We start from the raw sequence: 24,458 nt of genomic DNA on the forward strand, positions 1-24,458 counted from the left end.
CCCCCGTCCCGTCCCGCTCCCGCCGCGCCGCCGCCCGCGGCCGTGGCGCCGCCTGCTCCCGCGGGGATGAGCCGCGAGCAGCTGGCCAAGCTGCTGACGGAGACGGACGTCTACGTGAAGTACGGGCTCCACGACAAAGCGCTGGAGCACCTGCGCAAGGTCTTCTCCGTGGATCCGGAGAACCTGGACGCGCACGAAAAGGCGTACCACATCTACGTGGCGGCCAATAACGGCGCGCAGGCGTCCGAGCAGCTGCTCAACGTGCTGCGCCTGTGCACGCGCCGCGCGGACGTGCAGCGCGCGCAGCCGTACCTGGCGACCATCCTCCAGGAGAATCCGGCGCATCCCGAGGTGCCCGCCTTCCTGTCCGTGCTCCGCTCGGAAGGGGGCTTCGTGGCGCCGGCGGCGACGCCGGGCGTGGAGTCGCTGGAGGAGGACGCCATCCTGGTGGACTCCAACGAGGACGAGATCCTCGTCGCGGATCCGCCGGAGGACGCGCTCGCGCAGCCCGGGGGTGACGAGCTGGCGCTCGCGGCGCTGAGCCACGGGTCGGACTCGGACGAAATCGTCGACGACGAGGTCGCGGAGACCACGTTGAGCGGCGAGGAAGCGGTGATGGGCGAGCCCATCAGCTCCGCCGAGAACACCGTCTACGACCTGCCGCCGCAGGACGACCTGGTGATGGGGTCCGACGAGGACTCGCTGGTGCTCGCGGACGAGCCGGGCCTGGGCGGCTCGGATGTCTCTGGAGGCCTGGACGACGAGCCCCTGGTCGCCGAGGACGACGCGCTGGCGTACGCGGCGGACGCGGGTGGCGACGAGCCCATGGTGCTCGCGGACGAGCCCGGTGGCATGTCGCTGGGTGACGAGGAGGAGGCGCCTCCCACGCGCATCCTGTCCCCGTCGCGCGCGCTGCTGGACGAGGCCGCTCCGGACACGCTCCAGCTGCCCACGCTGGGCGACAGCGAAGACGACGAGGCCCTGCTCGAGCCCGGCATGTCGCTGGGCGAGGACGACGACGCGCCCACGCGCGTGGGGCTCGCGCCCCTGGATGCGTCCGTGCTGGACGACGCGGGCCTGGACGAAAGCTTCGCCGAGCCAGCGGAAGAGCCCGCGTACGCGGAGGGCATGTCGCTGGGCGACGAGGAGCAGGACGAGCCCACGGCCGCGCACATGGTGCTCCCGTCCATGGAGGCGCTGTCCTACGACGAGCCCCAGGCCGAGGCGTTCGCGGACGAGCCCCAGCCGGAGCCCGAGGAGGCCCTGGCGGACGAGCCGGCGCCCGAGCCGGAGCCGGAAGCGGAGCCCGAGGAGGAGCCTGCCTCCGAGGAGTGCGACGAGGCGTCGTTCTTCCTCGACCAGGGCCTGCTGGAAGAGGCGCGCGAAATCCTGGAGACGGTGGCCATCGCGTTCCCCGGCCACGTGCGCGCCGGCGAGCTGATGGCGCGGCTGGAGGAGCTGGAGGCCGGCGGTGGCGCGGCCCCCGAGGACGACGCTCCCGCGGAGCCCGTGCACGTGCCCTCCGTGCAGCCGGTGACGGAGGCGTCGCTCGACGACGGCGCCGGTGGCGGCGACGCGTTCGACCTGGCGGCGCAGCTGGCGGGTGAGCTGGACGACCTGGGCGGCGAGTCGCTGGCGGCGGTGCCCCCGGCGGAGGAGGACTTCCAGTACTCGGTGGACGAGGTCTTCGCCGAGTTCAAGAAGGGCCTGGCCAAGGTGGTGAAGCCCGAGGACGTGGACACGCACTACGACCTGGGCATCGCCTACAAGGAAATGGGCCTGCTGGACGACGCCGTCCACGAGTTCGACGTGGCCCGCCAGGGCTGCGTGGGCACCCCGCGCGAGCTGGACTGCCTGACGATGATTGGCATGCTGCACACGCTGCGTGGCAAGCCGGAAGAGTCCGTGGCGGTGTTCAAGGAAGGCCTTTCCAACGTGCTCGCGACGGGCGAGGTGGCCAAGGCGCTGGGCTTCGAGCTGGCGAGCGCCTACGACGCGCTCAACGAGCAGGGCAAGGCGCTCTTCCACTTCCAGCGGGTGGCCGCCATGGACGCGAAGTACCGCGACGTGGGGTCCCAGGTGACGCGGCTGTCGGCCGTGACCGCACCGGAAGAGGACCCGCTTCCGCGCGCCGGAAAGGGCCCCGCGACGCCGGTTCCCGCAGCGGGCGTGCCGAAGGCCCGTAAAGTAGGGTACGTGTAGCGCGTCCCCCACGAGGCCCGGCGAGCGATGACGACCTACCTCGATTTCTTCGAACTCACCCAGGAGCCGTTCTCCAACGCTCCGGTGAGCCGCTTCTATTACAACTCCGCGCAGCACTCGCAGGCCCTCACGCGGCTGATGCACGCCGTGGGCTACATGAAGGGCCTGTCCATCCTCATTGGCGACATCGGCGCGGGCAAGACGACGCTCGCCCGGCGCATGCTCGACTCGCTTCCGGAGTCCGAGTACGAGGCCGCGCTGCTGGTCATCATCCACTCGGGCATCACCGCCCAGTGGCTGCTGCGCCGCATCGCGCTCCAGCTGGGCGTGGAGAACCCCGCGCAGGAGAAGCTGGCGCTCCTGTCGCAGCTCTACCAGCGCCTGCTGCAAATCTATGAGTCCGGCAAGAAGGCCGTCGTCCTCATCGACGAGGCGCAGATGCTGGAGACGCGCGAGCTCATGGAGGAGTTCCGGGGGCTGCTGAACCTGGAAGTGCCGGAGCGCAAGCTCATCTCCTTCGTCTTCTTCGGCCTGCCGGAGATCGAGAAGAACCTGAAGCTGGACCCGCCGCTCGCCCAGCGCGTGGCGCTCCGCTACAAGCTGGAGCCCTTCACGGCCGAGTCCACCGAGGCGTACGTGAAGCACCGGCTGCGGCTCGCCGGCTGCCCGCGCATGCCCTTCACGCCGGAGGCGCTGCTCGCCGTGCACGAGCACTCCGGCGGCACGCCGCGCGTCATCAACACCCTGTGCGACAACGCCCTCTTCGAGGCGTTCCTCGTGCGCTCGGAGACCATCGGCGCGGAGCTGGTGCACCGCATCGGCGACAACCTGGGGCTCCAGGGTGGCTCGGCTGCTTCCCAGACAAGCGAGCGGGCGAGCGCGCCCGCCACCTCGCTGCCCCGGACGGCGAACACCAAAATCGACCTGGCGGAGATCGACCGCTACCTCGAGGGACTCGGTAAGCTCTAGCGGCTTGTCCCTCCCCAGCCGCAACAGTGCAGCGCGCAAGGCGCTCTTGTTGGTGCTCCTCGTGGTGTCGGGGAGCATCCTGCTGTTGCGTCAGCCGTTCACCTGGGACGCCGCCTGCACCCTGGCGCGCCGGAACCTGCCGGACCTGCTGGGCGTGGACGTGGGCATCGGCCGGTGCGAGCTGGATCCGCTGGGCTCGCGCGTGGTCCTGCACGGCGTGTCGGTGTTCGCGCCGGGCACGGACACGCCGCTGTTCACCGCGGACGAGGCGGAGGTGGGGCTGGGCTTCCTGTCGCCCCTGTCCCGCCGCCTCATGCTGGGCCACGTGCGCGTGCGCCATCCGCGCGTGGCGTTGGACCTGTCCCGGCCCTCCTCGACACCGCCGCCTTCCTCCGACGGCGCGTGCCCGCTCACGCCGCTGACCCGCGTGGGCGCGGGGCGCGTGGACATCACCGGCGCGGAGGTGCGCCTCGCGCTGCCGGACGGGCGGGGCGTGGAGGTGGAGAACCTGGACGTGGGGTGGGTGGAGCACTGGGGCGTGATGGAGCTGGAGGTGGGCGCGCGGCGGGGCCTGGTGCGCCTGGGCGCGGGCGGCGGCGAGCTGACGCTGGGGCAGCTGGGCTTCACCGGCTCGCTGGACCCTGACGAAGGGCTGCTGGACGTGGAGCGCGCGGAGGTGACGCTCGACGACATCACCGCCACGGTGTCCGGCCGGGTGGAGACGCTGTGCCATCCGGTGCTCGCGCTGGACGCGCAGGTGTTCCTGCCGCTGCGCACGCTGTCGCAGGCGAAGCTCCTGCCGCGTCCGGCCACGGGGCACCTGTGGACGCGCCTGTCCGTCACCGGGAGGCCGTCCGCGCTCGCGGTGGGCGCGGACCTGTCCGCGAGCAACCTGGCCTATGAGCAGTACGGCCCGGTGAGCCTCAACGCGCGCCTGTCGTACGCGGGGGACCGCGTGCGCGTGGAGTCGCTGGAGGCCCCGCTGGGAAGCGGCAAGGTGAAGCTGTCGGGCGCGTTGAAGCTCACGCCGGAGCTGCCCGTGGACGTGACGCTCCAGACGGAGGACGCGTCCTTCGGGCGCATCCTGGAGCGCGCGGGCGTGGCGGGCTCGTGGGTGGACTTCCCCGCGACGGCGAACGCGCACCTCACCGGGACGCTGCTGCCCCGGCCCTCGCTGTCCGGGCCGCTGGATTTGCGCAGCGGCCGCTTCGTGCTGGCCACGCGCGCGTTCGACGCGCCGGTCAGCGCGGGCAAGACGCTGCTCACCTTCGAGCGGGGCCGCGCGCAGACGGCCGTGAAGCTCTCCGGCGACCGCGTGTCCTTCAGCCGCCTCACGGTGGAGTCCGGCCGCTCGCGCGTGCACGGCGACGTGACGCTCTACTTCGACTCCGCGCGCGGCCTGGACATCCAGGGCAACGGCGAGCTGGAGCTGTCGGACTTCGGCCACATCGCGGAGCTGCCGTGGTCCGGGAGGGGCTCCGCGAACTACTCCATCGTGGGGCCGTACTCGGACGTGAAGGTGGACGCGAGCCTGTCCCTGCGCGACTTCACCTTCTGGGGCTTCGGCCTGGGCGTGACGCAGGCGAAGCTGTCGTACTCGAATGGCGTGCTGTCCTTCCCGTCGCTCACCGGCCAGAAGGGGCGCACGCAGTACTTCGGCAACGCGAAGCTCGCCTTCGCGCGCCTCCTGCACCTGCGCCTGGATGTGACGGTGCCGCAGGGGCGCACCGAGGACCTGGTGGACCTGGTGGCGGGCCTGAGCCCGTCCATCGCCGTGGTGCAGGGCCAGTTCGCGGGCGCGGCTTCGGGCCGCGTCGAAATCGACAGCCCCCTGGAGAAGCTGGAGGGGCTGGTGGCCTTCGACCTGCGCGACACCACGTACCTGGGCCGCCGGCTGGGCGCGGGCTCCGCGCGGCTGCGCTTCGTGGACGGCAAGCAGATGGTGCTGGAGCGCACCGTGCTGGACGGCCGGCTGGGGCGCACCTGGGTGGAGGGCTCCTTCGGCTTCGCCGCGGGCGCGCTGGACTACCGCTTCGGCGGAGAGAACCTGTCGCTCGCGGAGGCCGTGGGGCAGCAGACCGCGGAGGCGATGGGCATCCAGGGCACGCTCGCGCTCGCGGGCACCGTGGCGGGCTCGGCGGACAAGCCCGACATCCAGGCCACGCTGAAGGGCCCGCGCGTCACCTTCGCGTCGCGCGACCTGGGCGCCATGGACCTCGCGCTGCGCCAGGAGGGCAAGCAGCTGCGCATCACCGGGCGCCCCTTCCGCGACGCGCAGGGCTACCTGAACATGACGGTGAAGGAGCCCTACCTCTTCGACTCCACCGTCGACCTGCTGCTGCCCGAAATCAAGCCGCTGCTGCCGCGGACGCCGGCGCTGGCGGGCGTCACCGGCATGCTCGCGGGGCGCGTGACGCTGCAGGGCCCGCTGTTGCAACCGGAGGCCTACACGGTGGGGGCCACGGTGCGGGAGCTGTCGCTCGCGCGGGGCGACCTGCGCGGCCGCAACCAGGGGCCCATCGTGCTGACGTACGCCAACAGCCGGCTGGACGTGCAGCCCTTCCGCTTCAGCGGCGCGTCGGTGGACTTCACGCTGGGCGGCTGGATGAGCCAGCGCGCCGTGAACATGAGCCTGCGCGAGGGGCGCATGGACGTGCGGCTCCTGGAGCCGCTGTTGCCCGGCATGGAGCGCGTGGGCGGCCAGCTGCGCGTGGACGCGGAGGCGACGGGTTCGCTGGACGCGCCGTCGGTGGTGGGCACCGCGGAGCTGTCCGACGTGCGGCTGGTCATGCGCGACCTGCCGCTCACCGTGCGCGGCATGTCCGGGCGCCTGGAGATGACGGGCCAGCGCGTGCTGCTGGAGCACCTGCAGGCCCAGGTCAACGAAGGCCAGGTGTCCGCGCGCGGCGACATCCGGCTGGAGCGCTTCGTGCCCAAGCGGCTGGCGCTGACGCTGCAACTGGATGCCGTGCCGTACCGGATGACGGAGGACCTGCCGCTCACCGTGTCCGGCCTGCTGCAGGTGGTGGGGCCGCCCACGGGGCCCACCGTCACGGGTGGCCTGGACATCATCAAGCTGCGCTACCAGAAGCCGCTCGACATCGAAGCGCTGCTCAAGACGATGCAGAAGAAGCCGAACCTCGCCGTGGGCGGCGGGGGCGAGCGCGCGAGGGACCCCTTCTTCACCTGGGACGTCAACGTGCACTTCGGCGACGTGCGCGTGGACAACAACCTGGCGAAGGCGCGGCTCCTGGGCGACGTGCGGCTGACCGGCACGGACGTGAGGCCGGGGCTTCTGGGCCGCGTGGAGGCGGCCGAGGGCAGCCAGGCGTTCTTCCGCAACAACCTCTTCACCATCGACCAGGGGCAGCTGGAGTTCCGCGACGCGTCCGGCATCGACCCGGTGTTCGAGGTGCAGGCGCAGACGTCCGTGCGCGAGTTCGTGGTGAAGCTGCACGCGTTCGGCCGGCCGGCCAACCCGCTGGTGGTGCTGTCCTCGGAGCCGGTGCTCACGGAGGGTGACATCCTGTCGCTGCTGACACTGGGGGTGACGAGCGCGGACAAGGACACGGCCGCGTCGGCGAGCTACGGTCTGGCGGCGGAGGCCCTCTTCAACGTGTCGGGACTGGACCGGCAGGTGCGCCGGTTCCTGCCCAGCAACCCTGTTCTCAGGGATTTGTCCCTGCAGATCTCCACCACCTACAACGACGCCACCCGGCAGGCGGAGCCCACCGCACAACTGGAGTCGAAGTTCCTGTCCGAGCAGCTTAAAATCGGGATGACCCAGCCCGTGAGTGGGCGAGGCACCCGGGCACGCGCTGAGTACCGCTTCGACGACCGTCTTTCCGCACAGGCCCAGTGGGACAACGAGAACAGCCAGGCGTCGTTCGGAAACCTCGGGCTCGAGCTGAAGCTGGGCTGGGAGGTCGAGTAGCCGCGCTGGCCGCGGTGCTGCTCCTCGTGTGCGCGCTGCCCGCCTTCGCGGCGCCCGTTGGCCACGACGATGACGCGCCCGCGGTGGTGGCCGTGGAGCTGCACCTGCCGGAGGGCATGGCCCCGGACGGGCTTTCGGGCCTGGTCACCCTGCGCAAGGGCCAGGCGCTGACGCCGGGCGCGGTGCGCAAGTCGGTGGAGCAGCTGTTCGCCACGGGGAGATTCGCGGACGTGGTGGCGCTCACGCAGGACGTGCCGGGGGGCGTGCGGCTGGTGTTCCAGCTCCTGCCGCTGCCGCTGCTGTCGCACGTGGCGGTGCGCGGCAACCAGGTCCTCACGTCCGGGGAGCTGCTGGAGGCGAGCGGGCTGCTCCAGGGCGGGCCGTTGGACCCAGAGGAGCTGGACACCGCGGCGGACGCCGTGCGGGAAGCCTACCAGCGCAAGGGCTACGACGCCGTCGACATCCAGGTCGAGGAGCGGCCGGTGCCCGCGGGCGGCGTGGCGGTGACGCTGGTGGTGGTGGAGGGCAAGCCCACCCGCGTGCGGCAGGTGACCTTCTCCGGCAGCCCCGCGCTGCCGCTGCCGCGCCTGGTGGAGGCGCTGGGGATGAGGCCCGGAGAGGTCTTCGACCGGGCGAAGCTGGACGGCGGCCTGGAGCGGCTGCGCGTGCTCTTGCGTGAGGGCCAGCACTGGCGGGCCTGGGTGGGCACGCCCAACGTCGTCGTGGAGGACAGCGAGGCGTCCGTGGCGGTGCCGGTGTCCGCGGGCCCTGCGTTCCACCTGCGCTTCGCGGGCAACCGCCGCTTCCCGGACTCGCTGCTGGCGCGCGTGGTGGCCTACGACGGCGAGGAGGCGATGGACGAGACCGTGGCGGCGCGGCTCGCGCGGCGGCTGGAGGCGTTCTACCGGCGGCGCGGCTTCCACGACGCGCGCGTGCGGTCGCTGGAGGTCCTCCGGCCGGACGGCGAGGCGGCGGTGCTGGGCTTCCAGGTGGAGGAGGGCGCCCCGCTGCGCGTGACGGACGTGCGCTTCCACGGCAACGCGGCGCTGTCCTCCGAGTTGCTGCGCTCCATGCTCACCAACCAGGTGGCGGCGCTGGAGACATGGCCGGAGCTGGACCTGCCCATGCGCGAGGACCCCCTGGAGACGGAGGGGCGCGAGCGGCGCTACGACACGAGCGTGGTGTCCCCGCCCGACCCGTCCACGGTCTACGTGGAGGACGCGTGGCTGGAGGCCGCCGACGTGATGACGACGGCCTACCGCGAGCAGGGCTTCGCGTCCGCGCAGGTGACCTTCCGGGGGCTCACGGTGGACGTGGCCCATCACAAGGCGGAGGCGGACTTCGACGTGGAGGAGGGGCCCCAGGCGTTGATCCGCGCGCCCATCTTCCTGGGCATCCCGCTGGAGGTGGACCCCGTCTGGGTGAACCTGCTGCTGCCCGTGGGGACGCCGCTGAGCTTCGAGAAGGTGGAGCAGGCGCAGGCCGCGCTGGAGCGGGGACTGGGCCGCGAGGGCTACCTCTTCGCGCACGTGAGCAACTCCGTGTCGGTGGAGGAGAACGGCACCTCCGCGCAGGTGACCTACCGCACGGATGCGGGGCCTCGCGTGCGCGTGGGGCAGGTGCTGCTCCAGGGGCTGACGCGCTCGGATCCGGACGTGGTGCTGGCGCAGCTGGACCTGCAGCCCGGTGCTCCGCTGTCGGTCGAGGCATTGGCGGAGGCGCAGCGCCGGCTGTCGCGGCTGGGGCTGTTCCGTCAGGCGGAGGTGTCGCTGGCGGACCCCAACCGTCGCGAGGCCTCCAAGGACGTGCTGGTGACGGTGCAGGAGCGCCCGCGCATCGACGGCGAGGTGTCCGGCGGCTACTTCCTGGTGGACGGCCCCCGCATCACGCTGGACACGGCGTGGCGCAACCTGGATGGCCGGGGGCTGAACCTCCTGGCGCGCGGCAAGGTGAACTACGCGGGCGCGAGCGCGGAGGCGCTGTCGTCCTCGCGGCTTCCTGCCGGGTGCTCCACCGGGGAGCTGTCCGGCGAGGCGTGTGACTCCGACCTGGATGGCTTCAGCGGCCTGGGCGGGCGCGGCAACCTGGCGCTGTCCCAGCCCCGGCTGTCCTTCCTGGCGCCGCAGGAGATTGGCGCGCGGCTGGACCTGATTGGCGAGCGCGTGCACCGGCCGTCGTACCTGTCCACGCGGTTCGCGGCGGTGATGGGCGTGGACTGGGCGCTGGCGTCGTGGGTGAACGTGTCGCTCCAGTACGAGCTGGAGAACAACCGGCTGCGCTCGCGCGGAGGCGTGCTGGAGCTCATCAACCGCGCGGACCAGGAGCGCCTGCGCTACCCGTACGGTGACTTCGCGTTGCACTCGCTGCGCCCGTCCATGACGTTGGACTTCCGCGACGACCCGGCGAACCCCCGGCGCGGCATGGTGCTCAGCAGCAGCGTGGAGTTCATGCGCGGCATCAGCGTCCACCCCACGGACGTCGCGGGCAACCGCGTGCCGGAGTTCCCCATCGACGGCGTGAAGCTGTCCGGGAGCGTGAGCGCGTACGCGCCGCTGGGCCGCCGCGCGAGCGTGGCGGTGAGCGCGCGCGCGGGCACCATCGTGCCGCTGACGCAGGGGGCGCAGAACATCGGGTCCAAGCTGTTCTACCTGGGCGGCTCGTCCAGCCTCCGGGGCTTCCGTGAAGACGGCGTGCTGCCGCAGGACGTGCGCGAGGTGCTGCACCAGCGGCTGGCCGCGTGCCGCGCCGTCATCTCCCCCGCGGGCTGCCCGGATGACCTGAAGGCGGTGCTCGCCGGACAGGTGCCCGCGAGCCAGGGCGGCGAGCTCTTCACGCTGGCCAAGGCGGAGCTGCGCGTGCCGGCCATCGCCTCGGTGGACCTGGGGCTCTTCTTCGAGGCGGGCAACCTGTGGCAGGACCGCACGCTGTTCGACCCGGGCGTGCTGCGCTACGCGGCGGGCGTGGGCCTGCGCTACGTGACGCCCGTGGGCCCGCTGGCCTTCGACGTGGGCTTCAACCTGGACCGCGACGAAGCGCTCAACGAGGCTCCCACGCAGTTCCACTTCAGCATCGGGACGTTCTGACCGGAGGCCTCCGTCCATGCGAACCCACCGTGCGCGCCGTGGAGTGGCTTGGGGCCTGGCCCTGCTGGGCGTGTTCGCGCTCGCGTGTCAGCACGGGCCGGATGAGGCCGCGAAGGCGCCGCGCCCTTCGTGGATGCCGCCGGAGGGCGCCTGTCCTCGCGGCGCGCAGCTCCAGATGGAGCGGCTGGGGCTGAAGGTGGGGGACCGCATCCCCGTCATCGTGGACAGCATCCAGGACCACCCGGGGCCGGCCCGGTACAACTACAGCTTCGTCATCGCGCTGCCGCAGGCGGAAGGGGAGGCGAAGCTGCCGGGGGCGCGCATCGGCGGGCGGCTCTACGTGACGAAGCACCGCGTGTTCGGCCGGTACGATCGCATCTTCACCCCGGAGAGCGGCGCCACGTCCGTGCCCTTCTGCGGCGTGCTGCTGGACACGCGCTGGGACCGGGACGGCGAAGGGCTCATCGCGTATCCCAGCCCGATGAAGGGCTTCTCCGTGGTGCAGGACAACACGGGCGTCATCCAGGTGGTGGACCGCTACCCGTGAGGCCCGCGCCTCAGTCGACGTGCAGGGTGTAGGCGCGCTCGTCGGAGAAGAGCAGGTCCGCGACGCCAATCCGGAAGGTGAAGTCGCCCTGGGTCATGGGCTTGCCGGAGAGGAGGCCGCTGCTCGTGTCCAGGAGGATGCCCGGGGGGAGTGCTCCGTCCTTCAGGCTCCAGTTGCCCGTGCCGCTGGCGCGCACGGTGTAGCTGTAGTCAGCGCCCACCCGGCCGCCAGGCACCGCGCGAGACACCAGCTTGAGGCCCAGCCCGGCCTCCGTGAGGGTGATGGAGAGCGTGCCGGTCTTGGACTGGGGCGGCGTGTCGCTGTCCGTCACGACCACCGCGAACTCCGTCCTCCCCGCCTGGGTGGTGGTGCCGGTGAGCCCGCCGTGGGGCGCGAGCGTCAGGCCCGCGGGCAGCGACTGCTGCGGCGCGAGGGCGAAGCTGTACGGCGCCTTGCCTCCCGTCGCGGAGATGCGCTCGGTATAGGAGCGACTGTTGATGGCGTCCGCGAGCGGCTCCGGGCCCGCGACCCGCAGCAGTGGACGGACGCGCAGGATGAGGCTGCCGCTGGCGCGCTTCATCGGGACGCTCCGGTCGGACACCTCCACCGGGAGCACCAGCTCTCCCGCGCGCGTGGGCGTCCCGCTGATGCGGCCCGCGGTGTCGAGCGCGAGGCCCGTGGGGAGCTGGGCGGTGGCGGTGAACGTGTACGGCGGGGTCCCGCCGTTGGCCTGGAGCTGCGCGGAGTAGGCGACGGACTCGATGCCCTCCGTCAGGGCGCTGGATTCCAGCGCGAGCGGCTCCACGGGACCTGCGTCTTCGCTGCCCGCATCGGCTTCGCCCGCGTCCGGCTCACCGACGGGCCCGGTGCCCGCATCCACGCCCTCGCCGCCATCCGCGGTGCCTGCGTCCGTCTCCGCGTTCGGATCCGGATCCTCGTCGAGCCCGTCACAGCGCCCGCCCTCGCCGCAGGCCGGCAGGCAGCGATTCTCCGAGGGGAGGCATGACGTCCCGGAGGGGCAGCCCCCCGGCCCATCGCATGCGGCGAAGCGCGACAGGTCCGGCGCGAACGTGCACGCCCCCGCCGTGAGGAGGGTGGCGCTCATCAACGCGGCAAGCAGCTTCCTCATGGCAGGGCCTCCGTCACGGGCGTCGCACCTCTCGGGGCGTAGCGCGGGTGCGGGTCCCGCGACAAGTGGACGCGCGACCCGGAGGGGCCATCCGGTGTCGCCATCTGTCCGCTCATGGAAGCTCCCAGATGAAGGACACCGTGCCCCCGACGCCGAGCAGCGCGCCCACGCCCAGCAGCACGTTGGACGTCCGCGCCTGGCGGCGGCCCGCTTCGAGCCGCGACGTCATGCAGTCCGCGAACGCCTCGCCGGCCGTGGCGCAGTCACCGCCGTTCTTCGACAGCTTCGACTCCGTGCTCCGCGCCGCCAGCCCGAAGCCCACGCCCGCGATGAGCGCCGCGCCGCCCGCGCCCCACAACACCTTGGGCAGCACGCGCGAGGAGCCCTGGGGCTCCCGCGTCGCCTGCGTCGTCACCAGCGGCGACCACACCTGCTGGAGCGCCTGCCTCGCGCGCGCGTCCGCCTCGCCCGGCGTCGTGGCCGGGGCCTCGAACTGCGCACGCGTCTCCGGGCCTCGCGCGTCCGTCAGCGTGAGCGCCACGCTGCGCTTTCCTCCCACGCCCAGCGCCACGCCCCGCACCAGCCTGCGCACGCCCAGCGCCGTGGCCTGCGCGCTCCGGCACTCCGCGTCGCCACACGCCGTCAGCGCCGCGCCCGAGCCGCGCAGCCGCGCCACCGTGTCCTCGCGCGACTCCAGGCACGCGTCCGGCAACGCGGCCACCGCGCGTCGCGTGGCGTCCTCCAGCTCGCGCGCGTCCGTGGACGGCAGGGCCAGCCTTTCGAAGGGCATGAGCACCACGCGCGTGTTCGCGTCGCAGGGCGCGGACATGCGCAGCAGCAGCAACACCAGGGATGCGGGCAGGCTCATGGCAGGTTCAGGGCACCAGCGCGGCGTCGGCCTCATCCGGCGACGGCGTGATGCCGAGGCTCGCCATGTAGCCCCGGTAGAAGCGCGGCCCGAAGGGCACGGAGAAGAGCTTGTCGCGCATCACGTCCTGCACCGCGCCCCGGGCCGCCACGCTGGCGTCGTGCCAGGGCAGGCCGCCCGCGTCCACCACCTCCGACGCGCGGCTGATGGCGAACGGCGCCTCCCGGCCGCTGCCCCGCAGGTAGTAGCCGCGGCCCAGGGGCAGGGCCACCACCAGCGGACGCTCGCGCTCCTTGTGCAGCTCCACCACGCGGATGCCGCGCGAGTCCTCCACCCACAGCCGGCCCGCCAGGCCCGTGGGCACCATCAGGTAGCCCAGCGACGCGGCGTCCCCCAGGTCCGTCAGCGCGAACGCGCGATTGAGCGCGGGCGGCTGGATGAACACGTTCGGCTGGCCCCGCACGTCGTTCGTGCCCTGGCTCGCGGCGGCCACGAAGGCCCGCAGCTCCGCGTAGTCCACCTTGCCGTCCCCGTTGACGTCCCCCGCGCCCGACAGCGCCGAGCGCACCATGTGGCTGAAGACGCCGGAGCGGATGGCGCTCCACTCCTGGCTCTCCTGCTCCGAGGCCGTGGACAGCACCACGCCCACCTGCGGGAAGCGCTCCAGCTCGCGGTTGCCCAAGAGCCCCTTCACCGCGTCCGCGTACGCGGGGCCCACCGGCAGCGCGCCGCGCGAGTGGACGAAGAAGTACGAATCACACGCGTCCACGATGAGCTGGAGGAAGGACGCCTTGCTCGGCGACACCACGCGCTCGTACAGCTCCGTGCGCGTCAGCGGCCCGTCCAGCAGGCTCACGGAGCCCTCGCCCGCGGCGCCGCGCTTGCCATGGCCCACGAACACGAAGGTCAGCACCGGCACCGCGCCCTTCGCCCGGTCCTCCGCCATGCGGGCGTTCAGGCGGGTGAGCGCGGCCCCCAGCGCGGGGTGCGTGGGCGGGCGCGTCTTCGCGGCGAGCCCCGGGTGCAGGGCCTGGGTCTCCGCGTCCAGCACGCTCAGCAGCACCACCTCCCGCGAGCGGGGCGCGAACAGCTCGTAGTACCGCGCGCCGTCGTCGTCCGCGTAGCGCAGGGGCGCCTGGGACGGGTGGGTGCCCGTGTTGCTGGCCACGATGAGGGCGTAATGCACCTGCTCCGGCGCGGCGCCCGCGGCGGTTGCGGCCAGGAGGAGGAGGACACCCAGGACCAGCGGCCTGTGAGGGGGCATAGGCATCAAGGGTTTACGCGACGCGCTGTGAGAAAGAATGCCATGGGCGGCGACCGACAATCCACCCGTGGCCGCTCGCGACAACATGCGGATGACGGGACCGCGACGGTCGCGGTAAGCCCTTGAGGGATGGAGTGGGATGACGACACGCTGCGCCGTTTTCGCGAAGGCACCCCGGAGGTGCTGGCGGATGTGTATCGCGCGCACGCGGAGCCGCTCGCTCGCCTGCTCAAGGCGGCCGCATGGCGGGGAGCCTTCACCCGTCTGAGGAACGCGATGGAGCTGGAGAACACGCTGTTGGAGACCTTCGCCCGCGCCTTCGAGCCACGCACGCGCGCCGCCTACAACGGCACGCGTCCCTATGCCCACTTCCTGATGGGCATCGCGCGCAACGTGCTGCTGGAGCAGTCGCGCGAGCGCGAGTTGGTGGGCCGCGACGAGGCCTTCGAGGGGCTCACCGAATCCTCCTCCGAGGAGGGCGGGCTGGATGCGCTGTTGGAGGACCGCGAGGTGGAGGCGCTGCTCGCGGCGTTCAAGGGCGGCCTGTCGCGAGAGGAACATCGGCTGTTCGAGCTGCGCTTCGGCGAGGGCCTGCCCCAGGAGGAGGCCGCCACGGCGCTGGGCCTCACGCGCATCCAGGTGCGGCGGCGCGAGTTCGGGTTGAAGTCCCGGTTGCTGGGGTTCCTCCAATCGAAGGGGTACCTCGAGGACCTGGAGACGCAGGGCTGGAGCTTCTTCAAGCGGCGGGGTGCGCGATGAGTGGGTGTGACGACCGCCAGGCGAAGCAGGCCATGGCCGCGCTCTTCGAGAAGGGCCGGGACGGGCTGGGCGCGGACGGCTTCGAGCGCCTGCGCGCGCACCTGGCCACGTGTCCGGGCTGTCAGGAGACGTACACGCGGCTGTCACGCGTGGAGTCGGTGCTGGAGCAGCGGGCGCTGCCGCGGGCCCGGAGCGCGCTCCTGGAACAGGCGCTGTTCGCCAGGCTTCAGCCCGCCCCCGAGCGCGCGGTGGTTGCGCCCGAGCGCCGGAGGTGGTTCGCGTCCCCGCTCTTCATGCCGCTGGCGCTGAGCGCCGCCGCCGCGACCGTGGCGCTGGTCGTCGTGGCGCCGTCGATGGAGCGCCAGGAGCAGCAGGGCGTGCCGGAGTGGCAGGCGCGCTCGTCCGCTCCGGGCGCGGGGGCCTGGGGCGTGCGCGCCTTCTGCATCTCGCCCGAGGGCACGGTGCTGGCGGAGGCCCGGCCCGGCGGGACGCTGACGTGCGCGGAGGGCAACGCGGTGCAGTTCAGCTACACCGCGCCGGAGCGCGTGCGCCTGTCGCTGGAGGGGCTGCCGAAGGAAGGCGAGCCGCTGCGCTTCTTCCCGAGCGAGGGCCCGGCCCCGGAGGTCGCCGCGGGCGTGGACGTCACGCTGCCCTTCAGCACGCCCGTGCAGGGCGGATGGCTGACGGGCCCGGTGCCGGTGCGCGCGCGCTTCACGGACGCCCACGGCCGCACCGTCGCGGACACGCAGGTGACGCTCCAGCCGCGCTGAGCCGCCTCCGCCTCACTTCACCCAACCCCATGAACGAACAACCCCCCTCCCGTGCGAGCACGGGAGGGGGGCGGGGACTGTCGTGCCTTGTGGGGTCCGTGAGTGACTACGGACGCTGGACACGGCGATCCACTTCCGCGGTGCCGGTGGACTGCGTGGCCACGTTTGAGCTGAACGCGCCAGGTGCCGGCGGGTGGGTTCGAAAGGGTGACGAGCTCCCGGGTGGGGACAAAGAGGTGCGTCGCGGCTTTTCAAAGCCCGCGCAAAAGGGGTGTGTCGGGGGCGCGGTCCCGTGGATCGCCGCTGCACCGGACTGTTCTGTACTGGCTGAATCCGGAGGGCTGTCGGGGAAGAGGGTCTTTCCGGCCCCTGGCGGTGACAGTGTCCGGAGCGCGAACGGGCCCGGGGTGGGTCGCCGGTATACAGTCGCGGTGTGTTCTACGCGTGTGTGCGGACGGTGGTGGCGCTGGCGCTGCGGCTCTTCTACCGGGTGAAGGTGAATGCCCCGGGTGAAGCGCCCTCCGGGCCGGTGCTCTTCGTGGGCAACCATCCGAACGGGCTCATCGACCCGGCGTTGGTGTTCATCCTCACGCGGCGCCAGGTGACGTTCATGGCCAAGGCGCCGCTGTTCAAGCTGCCCGTCATCGGCTGGCTGTTGAAGGGGCTGGACGCGCTGCCGGTGTATCGCAAGCAGGACGACCCGACGCAGATGGGGCGCAACGAGGGCACGCTGGACGCGGCGAAGGGCGCGCTCGTGCAGGGGCGGGCCATCACCATCTTCCCGGAGGGCAAGAGCCACTCGGAGCCGGAGCTGGCGGAGCTGAAGACGGGGGCGGCGCGCATCGCGCTCAACGCCGCGCGCGAGGGCGCCCCGGTGCTCATCGTCCCGGTGGGCCTCACCTACGCGGAGAAGAACGTCTTCCGCAGCGAGGTGCTCATCGACCAGGGAGCGCCCATCGACGTGACGGCCTTCCTGCCGAAGGACGCGGCGTCGGAGCAGGACGCGGTGCGCGCGCTGACGGAGCGGGTGGCGGAGGGCCTGCGCTCGGTGACGCTGAACCTGGAGCAGTGGGCGGACCTGCCGGTGGTGCGGGTGGCGGAGCAGCTCTATGCCTTCCGCCAGGGCGGCGCGCTGGACGCGGAGCGGCTGCGGCTGTGGGCGCGCGGCGTGCGGCTGTTCCGGACGCAGGAGCCGGAGCGCTACGCGCGCCTGCATCAGCACCTGGCCTCGTTCGGCAGCCGGATGGCGCTGGTGCAGGCCTCGCGGCCGGAGGAGCTGTCCGTGGAGTACCGCCCGGACAACGTGGTGCCGTTCGTAGCGAAGACGCTGCTGCGATTGGTGTTCGGGCTGCCGCTGTTCGCGCTGGGGCTGGCGGTGTTCGCGCTGCCCTATCCGCTGCCCCGGATGGCGGCGCGCAGGGCGGAGCTGGACATCCAGGCCACGGTGAAGTTCCTCACCGCGGTGGTGGTGTCCGTCGTGTGGTGGTGGGGCCTGACGGCGGTCGCGGCGGTGTGGGGCGGATGGGCGTGGGGGCTGGGGACCTTCGTGGGCATCCCGCCGCTGGCGCTGTTCACGCTGTCGTTCGCGGAGCGCTGGGACGCCATCCGCCATGACCTGGAGCTGTTCTTCACGCTGGGCAACCGGAAGCGCCTGAAGGCCCGGCTGCTCGCGGAAGGGGAGCGGCTGGCGGGCGAGGTGGAGCGGCTGGCGGAGGAGTACCGGCCGAAGCTCGACGCGCCCGTCGCGAGGTAACAGGCGGACCGGAAGATCCGCCGATGCTGTCGAAAGCTCCGCCCTGCTGCCGGACCCGGCCCGGTCGTTAGGTTCCCTCTCCAAGGGAATCAACACGAGGAGCAGGGCAATGGCGGCATACGACGTGGTCATCGTGGGAGGCGGCCCGGGTGGGCTCAACGCCGCGCTGTATCTGGGACGTGGGCGCAAGAAGGTGCTGCTCTGTGACGCGGGCACGCCGCGCAACGCGGCGGCGGAGCACATGCACGGCTTCGGTTCGCGTGACGGCATCCCGCCGCCGGAGTTCCGGCGCATCAGCCGCGAGCAGCTGAAGGCCTATCCCAACGTGGAGGTGCGCGACACGCGCGTGGGTTCCGTGGAGAAGCACGAGGGCGGCTTCCGCGTGGCGCTGGGCGACGGCACGTCGGTGGACGCCCGGCGCCTCCTGCTGGCGATGGGCGTGGTGGACGTCATGCTGGACATCCCCGGCTACCAGGAGCTGTGGGGGCCCAGCATCTTCCAGTGTCCCTACTGCCACGGCTGGGAGGTCCAGGACCAGCCGTTCGCCATGCTGGCGAAGAACCCGCAGTACCTGGACGGCGCCCCCATCATCCAGAACTGGTCGAAGGATCTCATCGTCTTCACCCACGGCGCCTTCGAGGTGCCAGCGGAGCAGCGTGAAAGACTCCAGGCCCTGGGCATCCCCCTGGAGGAGCGGAGGATCCGCGCGCTGCATGGGAGGGACGGGCGCTTGTCCGAGGTGGAGCTGGAGGACGGGACGCGCATCGCCCGGAGCGTGATGTTCTCCGCGCCGCCGCAGAAGCAGCACGAGCTGGTGACGCGGCTGGGACTCGAGCTGGATGACCTGGGCTACGTGAAGGTGGGCCCCACGGGCGAGACGTCCGTGCCCGGCGTCGTCGCGGTGGGGGACATGACGACGCCGATGCAGGCGGCCATCGCGGCGGCCAGCGCGGGCACCATCGCCGCGGCGATGATGAACCACGCCCTCATCCTGGAGGACGCGGACCGTCGCTACACGGAGGTGACGGGGAAGCCCGCCCCCTCACGGCAGAAGGGGCACTGAGTCCCGTCAGTGCGCGGACGGCGCGCGGTGCTGCTTGCGCCAGGCGGCGGGCGTGAGCCCCTCCGCGCGCCGGAACAGGCGGATGAAGTGCGTGGGGTCCGCGTAGCCCACGCGCTCCGCGATGATGTCCACGCGCTCGTCCGTGGACATCAGCCGCCGCCGCGCCTCCGCCATCCGTCCGGAGATGATCCACTCCACCACGCTGCGGCCCGTGGCCTGCTTCACCGCGGTGGTGACGTGCGCGGGCGAACGGCCCAAGGCCGCGGCCACCTCGCGCAGCGAGATGGGCTCCAGGCAGTGCCGTTCGATGAACGTGAGCGCGTCCCCCGCGAGCGACGCCCGCGACTCCACGGGCGTCCACGTGCTGGAGCGCGCCACCTCCGCGAGCACCAGGGAGAAGAGGCTGCGCGTCACCTGCTCCCCCAGCGCGCGGTGCGGTGCGCGTGTCTCCGCGTGCAGCTCCGACAGCAGCCGCACCAGGTGCTCCTGGCGCCCGGACGGAATCGGCACGACGGCGGAGGCGCCCTGGCGCACGCGCTCGAAGGGGGCCAGCAGCGGCCCCACCTCCGTGTGCGTGAAGGCGGACGGATGGAACCCGAGCCCCCAGACCTCCGCCCGCTCGGCCGCCACCGTGCGGTGCTTCTCACCCGCGGGGATGAGCATCACGTCGCCCGCGGACACCGTCAGCCGGGTGCGCTGGTCGATGACGGCCTTCCCGCCCGTGTAGAGCGCGAGCACGGCCTGCGGATGTGAGGCGGCATGCGGGGAGGGCGCCTGCTGGGCCTGCCCGCAGGCGACGACCAGGGTGCTCGACGGCGTATCCCAGCCGTGCACCGGGTGTGAATGCGCGACCGTCACGAACGCCTCCGCTTCCTTCCCCGGCGAGCAGTGAGCCTGCTCGCGTGAACCGAATGGGGCCTTGGATGCATTCCAGGCCCCGGCGTTTCGAACGACGGCGTCAGCCCTGCTGCGCGCGCGGCGTGGCCTCCCGGAACAGCTTCGCGCCCAGCAGGAGCGCCAGGCCGCCCAGCAGCACCGGCACCGCGTTGATGGCGATGGCGGTGTGGAGGCTGGCCATGTCGGCGATCTGCCCGATGAGCGTGGGCGAGATGGCGTCGCCCAGCATGTGGATGCAGAGCACGTTGAGGCCCATGGCGAAGGCGCGGAACGCGGGCGGCACGCAGTTGACGATGGCCGCGTTGATGGGGCCGCTGTTGAGGAAGATGAGGAACTGCGCCACGCCAATGGCCGCGAACGTCAGCGTCGTGTCCTTCAGGTTCACCGCCAGGTACATGCACGGCGCCGCGAGCAGCAGGCCGATGCCGGACAGCCACAGCCCGCCGCCCGCGCGCTTGCGGTCCATCTTGTCGCCCAGCCAGCCGCCGGCCACGGTGCCCGTGAGGCCCGCCACCGCCGTGATGGCGCCGAACACCAGGCCCACGCGGCCCGGGTGCTCCAGCCACAGGTGCCGCTCGCGCACCAGGTACGTGGGCATCCAGAACGCAAGTCCGCCAATGGAGAACGTCATCAGCGTGTAGCCCGCCGTCGTGGCCCAGAAGGCCATGTTGCGGCCCAGCCCCTTGAGGCCCTCCATGAACGGCAGCTTCACCGCCGCGTCCGGCCCGTCCATGGCGCCGCGCTGGGGCTCCGGCATGAAGAACGCCATGGCGCCCAGCACGAGCCCCGGCACGCCGCCCGCGAAGAACGCCGCGTGCCACGAATACGTCTGCGTCAGCCACCCGCCCAGGCCGTAGCCCATGGCGGAGCCCACCGGGATGGCGATGTAGAAGTACGACAGCATCCGCGTGCGCTGCTCGCGCGGATACAGGTCGGAGATGATGGACGGCGCCACCGCGCCATAGCCCGCCTCGCCAATGCCAATCACCGCGCGCGCCAGGAGGAGCGCCGTGAAGCTGGACGCCAGGCCGCTGGCCCCCGTGGCCAGGCTCCACAGGATGACGCCGCCCGCCACCAGCAGCCGGCGGGGGACGCGGTCCCCCAGGAAGCCGCCCAGGGGCGACGCCAGCATGAACACGACGATGAAGACGGTGCCCAGCAGGCCGGACTGCGCGTCGTTGATGCCGAAGTCCTTCTGAATCTCCGGCAGCGCGACGGCGATGATGTACCGGTCGAGGTAGTTGACCAGGTTGATCAGCGTGAGGATGAACAGCGCGTAGCCCGCGCGCACGGACTGCGTGGCGTGCGAGCTGGACGGGGCGACGGGGGAGGAGGCGTTCATGAGCGAGAGGAGCCGGAGCCAGAGCCGAAGCGGTGTGCCAGCAGGCCCCAGCGCAGGCCGCGGTCGCTCACGCGGCACGCATCCAGGCCCAGCGCCTTCACCGCTTCACGCAGGATGAGGGCCCCCGCGGGGATGACGTCCGCGCGCTTGGGCTGGAGGCCGGGCAGCGTCCGCCGCGCGTCCAGGGGCATGGCGCACAGCTGGTCCGTGAGCGTGTCCAGCTCGCCCCGGGACAGCGTGCCGCCATGGACCGCTTCCGCGTCGTAGGTCGCCATCTGGTGCTGCACGGCGAACAGCGTCGTCACCGTGCCGGCCACGCCCACCAGCATCGCGCCGGGGGGCGGCGGGGGCAGGGCGGAGAAGGTGTCGCGCAGGTGCGCCTCGATGCCAGCGCGCTCGTCCGCGGACAGCGGGTCGGTGCGCACGTAGCGCTCCGTGAGCCGCACCGCGCCCACGTCGAAGCTGTGGCGGAAGGCCACCGTGCCCGCGTCGCTGCCGTAGATGAACTCCGTGGACCCACCGCCGATGTCCACCACCAGCAGCGGCCCCGCGGCCTCGCTCGCGAAGTCCTGGGCCACCGCGGCGAAGGACAGCTGCGCCTCCATCTCCCCGGGGATGATCTCCACCGTCACGTCCGCGCGGGCCTTGGCCTGGGCGATGAAGTCCGCGCCGTTCGTCGCGTCGCGCGCGGCGCTGGTGGCGGACACGGCGATGGCCTCCGCGCCCAGCTCGCGGGCCTCGTTGGCAAAGGCCACCAGCACGGACAGCGTGGCCTCCATGCCCTCGGAGGACAGCACGCGGTGGGTGTCCACGCCCCGGCCCAGGCGGGTGATTTCGGCGCGCTCCACCACGGCCTGGAAGCGGCCGTCCGGCTGGCGGTCCGCCACCAGCAGCAGCACGGAGTTGGTCCCGATATCGATGGATGCGAAGCGAGGCATGCCGCGAACACTACTCAACGCAGCAGCGCTTCCAAAGCACGCACCAGCGCCTCGTAGTCCGCTGAGGTGTTGTAGAGCTGCGCGGACAGCCGCAGGTGCCGGCGGGGCGCGCGGGGCCATGCCGTGACGGGGATCTCGATGTGGTGCTCCTCGAACAGGCGCACATGCAGGGGATCCACGTAGAGCGGCGGCTCGGGGCGCTCGGGGAAGCCGTCCGGCAGGGCCACGCACGCCATGCTGCCCACCATGGACTCCGGGCACAGCGGCGTCGCGTTGCCCAGCTTCGCGTCCAACCTCCGCCGGGCGGCAAGGGCCAGGGCCCGGTTGGTCTCCATCACCTCCGGCCACCCGCCCGGAACGAGCCCCGCCATGAAGCGGATGACGGTGGGGATGCACAGGAAGGGCGTGGGGTCCACCGTGCCCACCCAGTCGAACTCCAGCCGGAAGCGCGAGCGGTCCGCGCGCGGCGAGTTGTGCCCGTGGCTCACCACCATGGGCTTGAAGTCCGGCTGCAGGTCGCGGCGCACGTGCAGGAACGCGGCGCCCTTGGGCGCGCACAGCCACTTGTGGCAGTTGCCCGTGTAGTACGCCGCGCCCAGCTCCTGGATCGCCAGCGGCACCATGCCCGGCCCGTGCGCGCCGTCCACCAGCGTCTCCACGCCCTTCTCCCGCAGCTTGCGCACCAGCTCCGCCAGCGGCATGACCAGCGCCGTCTGGCTGGTGATGTGGTCCACGAGGACGAGCCGCGTGCGCGGCGTCACCCGCGCCATCACCGCGTCCACCACCGACTCCGGCGAGGACACCGGCCAGGGCAGCTTCGCTACCACCACCTTCACGCCCTTTTCGGCGGCGGCCACGTCCAGCGCGTTCTTGGACGCGTTGTATTCGTTGTCGGTGGTGAGCAGCTCGTCGCCGGGCTGGAAGCGCAGGTTGCGCAGCACGGTGTTCACGCCCGTGGTGGCGTTGGGCACGAACGCCAGGTCGTCCGGGTCCGCGCCCACGAACGCCCCGAGCGCGGCGCGCGCCTCGTCCAGCAGCGGCTCCACCTCGCGGGCGAGGAAGCGCACGGGCTCCGCCTCCAGCCGGGCCCGCAGCTCCGACTGGTGCTGGAGCACCGGCTTGGGGCAGGCGCCAAACGAGCCGTGGTTGAGGAAGACGACCTGGGGGTCCAACCCCCAGTGGGTCTTGTGGGCGGGGAGGGGAGCGCTCATGGAGCGCGCAATGCACTCCGGCGCCTCCCCCCTGTCAACGGACGCCCGCCGTGACGGACTACTTCGCCGCCGGAGCGGTGCCCCAGTCCGGGGTCAGCCAGTGGCCCTTCTCCATGGGCAGCGGCAGCTGGTTGTTGCCCTCGGAGGTCATCACCCACAGGTGCGCGCCGCCGTTGCGGTTGGTGCTGAAGATGATGAGCCGGCCGTTGGGGGAGAACGTGGGCTCCTCGTTGTTGCCCTGGTCCTGCGTCAGGCGCGTCACCTTGCCCGTGCCCACGTTGACGGTGAAGAGGTCGAAGGCGTTGCGCTCGTCGCGAGCGGTGAAGGCGATGAGGTCCCCGCGCGGCGACCAGTCCGGCGTCTGGTTGTAGTTGCCCTGGAAGGTGAGCCGCTTCACGCCGGAGCCGTCCGCGTTCATCACGTACACCTGCGGGCTGCCGCCCCGGTTGGACACGAACGCGATGCGCTTGCCGTCCGGCGACCAGGTGGGGCTGGTGTTGAGGCCGTAGGGCGTGTCCGTGATGGCCTTCGCGCCGGAGCCGTCCGCCGAGGCGACGTAGATCTGCGCGCTCTCACCCTCCGCCAGCGCGTAGGCGATGCGCTTGCCGTCCGGCGAGTACGCGACGCCCGTGGCCATCTGGCCTTCGGTCACCAGCGGCTTCGCCTCGCCGCCGGGGGACTGCACGTAGATGTCCGGCCGGTTCTTCCGGTAGGACGTGTAGGCCACCTGGCCGGACGGGCTGAGCGTGGGGAGGATGTGCGTGCCGCCCTTGGTGAGCGCCTGCGCGTTCATGCCGTCCCAGTCCGCCACGTACACGTCGCGGTTGGCGCCCGCCTTGCGCACGTAGGTGATGCGCGACAGGAAGGGGCTCGCCTCGCGGGTGAAGTGCCGGTAGAGCGCGTCCGCCAGCGCGTGCGCCAGCTTCCGGGGCTCACCAGCCGGCGCGTCCCTGGCCACCTTCATCTCCTCCTTGCCCGTGGCCACGCTGAACAGGCGCAGCTCGCCGCGCAGCGCGCCGCCGTCCTGCGCCAGCGACACCTTCACCAGCGACTCCGCGCCCACGTCCGCCCAGCGGCTGAAGTTGATGCTGCCCGCCGTCATGCCTTCCTTGGCGTCCGCGGTGAAGCCCGCGCGATCCAACACCTGGAAGATGCCGGAGGCGGTGAGGTCGTACGTGAAGGCGGTGTCGAAGGACTGCGCGGACTTCTTGTCCGCGCCCTCCTGCACCACGGGCGCGGGGGCCGCGAGCGGCAGCGGGCGGAAGTTCGCGCCGGAGATTTCAATGACGGGCGCCTGCGCCAGCACCAGCGCGGGGACCAGGAGGAGCGACAGCAGGAGGGCTTTCATGGGCTGAACACCAGGACGACGCCGTTCTTCTGGAGCGCGTCGCGAAGCGCATCGGGGGGAGGAGAGAAGGGGGAGGCCTTGCGCACGGCGGCCACCACCGCCGCGTCGAACAGCTCGTTGCCGCTGGCCTTGGCCAGGCTCACGTCCAGCACTTCGCCCGCGCGGCCCAGCTTCATGGCCACCTGCGCCTTGAGGTACAGGCGCTCCGCGTCGGGGATGGTGTCCGCCACGTTGTAGTGACGGCGCACCTGGGACTTCAGGAGGCCGTAGTACCGCTCGCCCTCCGCCACCGCGGAGTCACCGTCCGGGTCGCCGTCCTCGGCGCCTTCCAGCTCCTCCGGCTCCGTGGGCTTCGCGGACTTGTCGAACGCGCCGAAGAGC

At 72.0% G+C, this 24,458-nt stretch carries 18 protein-coding genes; 9 read left to right on the plus strand and 9 right to left on the minus strand.

The features are described from left to right. From D7W82_RS25540 to D7W82_RS25560, 5 genes are all read left to right on the plus strand, one after another. Window positions 1-2,202 (plus strand): hypothetical protein (locus D7W82_RS25540; RefSeq protein WP_120620847.1); only part of this gene is annotated, 2,202 nt, incomplete at its 5' end. A gap of 27 nt (window positions 2,203-2,229) precedes the next feature. Then, window positions 2,230-3,171 (plus strand): ExeA family protein, encoded by a 942-nt coding sequence (locus tag D7W82_RS25545; RefSeq protein WP_120620848.1) that lies wholly within the window; start codon window positions 2,230-2,232, stop codon window positions 3,169-3,171. A gap of 4 nt (window positions 3,172-3,175) precedes the next feature. Then, window positions 3,176-7,105 (plus strand): translocation/assembly module TamB domain-containing protein, encoded by a 3,930-nt coding sequence (locus tag D7W82_RS25550; RefSeq protein ID WP_120620849.1) that lies wholly within the window; start codon window positions 3,176-3,178, stop codon window positions 7,103-7,105. A 14-nt stretch (window positions 7,106-7,119) separates the two neighbouring features. After that, the gene (locus tag D7W82_RS25555) at window positions 7,120-10,188 is read left to right on the plus strand and encodes an outer membrane protein assembly factor (RefSeq protein WP_120620850.1); all 3,069 of its coding nucleotides are present in this window, start codon (window positions 7,120-7,122) and stop codon (window positions 10,186-10,188) included. 16 nt (window positions 10,189-10,204) lie between these two features. Further along, window positions 10,205-10,735, plus strand: a complete 531-nt coding sequence (locus D7W82_RS25560; RefSeq protein ID WP_120620851.1) for a hypothetical protein — start codon at window positions 10,205-10,207, stop codon at window positions 10,733-10,735. Between the two features lie 10 nt (window positions 10,736-10,745). Here the strand turns inward: D7W82_RS25560 and D7W82_RS25565 are convergent, their stop codons facing one another. The 3 genes from D7W82_RS25565 to D7W82_RS25575 form a co-directional block, all read right to left on the minus strand. Beyond that, window positions 10,746-11,864 (minus strand): Ig domain-containing protein, encoded by a 1,119-nt coding sequence (locus D7W82_RS25565; protein WP_120620852.1) that lies wholly within the window; start codon window positions 11,862-11,864, stop codon window positions 10,746-10,748. A 112-nt stretch (window positions 11,865-11,976) separates the two neighbouring features. Next, the gene (locus D7W82_RS25570; RefSeq protein WP_120620853.1) at window positions 11,977-12,732 is read right to left on the minus strand and encodes a hypothetical protein; all 756 of its coding nucleotides are present in this window, start codon (window positions 12,730-12,732) and stop codon (window positions 11,977-11,979) included. A gap of 7 nt (window positions 12,733-12,739) precedes the next feature. Further along, on the minus strand, window positions 12,740-13,996 hold the full coding sequence (locus D7W82_RS25575) for a hypothetical protein (RefSeq protein ID WP_120620854.1): 1,257 nt from the start codon (window positions 13,994-13,996) through the stop codon (window positions 12,740-12,742). 129 nt (window positions 13,997-14,125) lie between these two features. On the opposite strand from D7W82_RS25575, the gene D7W82_RS25580 reads away from it, so the two are divergent. The 4 genes from D7W82_RS25580 (at window position 14,126) to D7W82_RS25595 (ending at window position 18,341) form a co-directional block, all read left to right on the plus strand. Further along, window positions 14,126-14,755, plus strand: a complete 630-nt coding sequence (locus D7W82_RS25580) for an RNA polymerase sigma factor (RefSeq protein ID WP_120620855.1) — start codon at window positions 14,126-14,128, stop codon at window positions 14,753-14,755. Then, window positions 14,752-15,525: a hypothetical protein gene (locus D7W82_RS25585; RefSeq protein ID WP_120620856.1), complete on the plus strand. Its 774-nt coding sequence runs from the start codon at window positions 14,752-14,754 to the stop codon at window positions 15,523-15,525. Before D7W82_RS25580 ends, D7W82_RS25585 begins: the two co-directional genes overlap by 4 nt. A gap of 433 nt (window positions 15,526-15,958) precedes the next feature. Further along, window positions 15,959-17,278 (plus strand): lysophospholipid acyltransferase family protein, encoded by a 1,320-nt coding sequence (locus tag D7W82_RS25590; RefSeq protein ID WP_120620857.1) that lies wholly within the window; start codon window positions 15,959-15,961, stop codon window positions 17,276-17,278. A gap of 109 nt (window positions 17,279-17,387) precedes the next feature. Continuing rightward, window positions 17,388-18,341 carry an NAD(P)/FAD-dependent oxidoreductase gene (locus D7W82_RS25595; RefSeq protein ID WP_120620858.1) on the plus strand — a complete coding sequence of 318 codons (954 nt, stop codon included), beginning with the start codon at window positions 17,388-17,390 and terminating at the stop codon, window positions 18,339-18,341. Window positions 18,342-18,347: 6 nt separating this feature from the next. Here the strand turns inward: D7W82_RS25595 and D7W82_RS25600 are convergent, their stop codons facing one another. The 6 genes from D7W82_RS25600 to D7W82_RS25625 all read right to left on the minus strand — a co-directional run. After that, entirely contained in the window at window positions 18,348-19,199 is an 852-nt protein-coding gene (locus D7W82_RS25600) for an AraC family transcriptional regulator (protein ID WP_120620859.1), read from the minus strand. A 100-nt stretch (window positions 19,200-19,299) separates the two neighbouring features. After that, window positions 19,300-20,580, minus strand: coding sequence for an MFS transporter (locus tag D7W82_RS25605; RefSeq protein ID WP_120620860.1), 1,281 nt, complete (start codon window positions 20,578-20,580; stop codon window positions 19,300-19,302). Further along, window positions 20,577-21,518, minus strand: coding sequence for a Ppx/GppA phosphatase family protein (locus tag D7W82_RS25610; RefSeq protein WP_120620861.1), 942 nt, complete (start codon window positions 21,516-21,518; stop codon window positions 20,577-20,579). The genes D7W82_RS25605 and D7W82_RS25610 overlap by 4 nt, the downstream gene beginning before the upstream one ends. A 14-nt stretch (window positions 21,519-21,532) precedes the next feature. Continuing rightward, a complete protein-coding gene (locus D7W82_RS25615; RefSeq protein WP_120620862.1) occupies window positions 21,533-22,729 on the minus strand; it encodes an aminotransferase class V-fold PLP-dependent enzyme in 1,197 nt (398 codons plus the stop codon). A 58-nt stretch (window positions 22,730-22,787) separates the two neighbouring features. Beyond that, the gene (locus D7W82_RS25620; protein ID WP_120620863.1) at window positions 22,788-24,077 is read right to left on the minus strand and encodes a PD40 domain-containing protein; all 1,290 of its coding nucleotides are present in this window, start codon (window positions 24,075-24,077) and stop codon (window positions 22,788-22,790) included. Further along, window positions 24,074-24,458 (minus strand): TonB family protein (locus tag D7W82_RS25625; protein WP_147439528.1); only part of this gene is annotated, 385 nt, incomplete at its 5' end. The genes D7W82_RS25620 and D7W82_RS25625, both read right to left, overlap by 4 nt.

It is taken from the genome of Corallococcus sp. CA049B (genome assembly GCF_003611685.1).
In the GTDB taxonomy this organism is placed as follows: domain Bacteria; phylum Myxococcota; class Myxococcia; order Myxococcales; family Myxococcaceae; genus Corallococcus; species Corallococcus coralloides.

What these genes read in the sequence shown, in the direction of transcription:
- D7W82_RS25605 (WP_120620860.1), bottom strand. Translation starts at nt 20,580, where the DNA reads ATGAACGCCTCCTCCCCCGTCGCCCCGTCCAGCTCGCACGCCACGCAG.
- D7W82_RS25620 (WP_120620863.1), bottom strand. Translation starts at nt 24,077, where the DNA reads ATGAAAGCCCTCCTGCTGTCGCTCCTCCTGGTCCCCGCGCTGGTGCTG.
- D7W82_RS25585 (WP_120620856.1), top strand. Translation starts at nt 14,752, where the DNA reads ATGAGTGGGTGTGACGACCGCCAGGCGAAGCAGGCCATGGCCGCGCTC.
- D7W82_RS25610 (WP_120620861.1), bottom strand. Translation starts at nt 21,518, where the DNA reads ATGCCTCGCTTCGCATCCATCGATATCGGGACCAACTCCGTGCTGCTG.
- D7W82_RS25570 (WP_120620853.1), bottom strand. Translation starts at nt 12,732, where the DNA reads ATGAGCCTGCCCGCATCCCTGGTGTTGCTGCTGCTGCGCATGTCCGCG.
- D7W82_RS25560 (WP_120620851.1), top strand. Translation starts at nt 10,205, where the DNA reads ATGCGAACCCACCGTGCGCGCCGTGGAGTGGCTTGGGGCCTGGCCCTG.
- D7W82_RS25545 (WP_120620848.1), top strand. Translation starts at nt 2,230, where the DNA reads ATGACGACCTACCTCGATTTCTTCGAACTCACCCAGGAGCCGTTCTCC.
- D7W82_RS25565 (WP_120620852.1), bottom strand. Translation starts at nt 11,864, where the DNA reads ATGAGGAAGCTGCTTGCCGCGTTGATGAGCGCCACCCTCCTCACGGCG.
- D7W82_RS25615 (WP_120620862.1), bottom strand. Translation starts at nt 22,729, where the DNA reads ATGAGCGCTCCCCTCCCCGCCCACAAGACCCACTGGGGGTTGGACCCC.
- D7W82_RS25575 (WP_120620854.1), bottom strand. Translation starts at nt 13,996, where the DNA reads ATGCCCCCTCACAGGCCGCTGGTCCTGGGTGTCCTCCTCCTCCTGGCC.
- D7W82_RS25580 (WP_120620855.1), top strand. Translation starts at nt 14,126, where the DNA reads ATGGAGTGGGATGACGACACGCTGCGCCGTTTTCGCGAAGGCACCCCG.
- D7W82_RS25595 (WP_120620858.1), top strand. Translation starts at nt 17,388, where the DNA reads ATGGCGGCATACGACGTGGTCATCGTGGGAGGCGGCCCGGGTGGGCTC.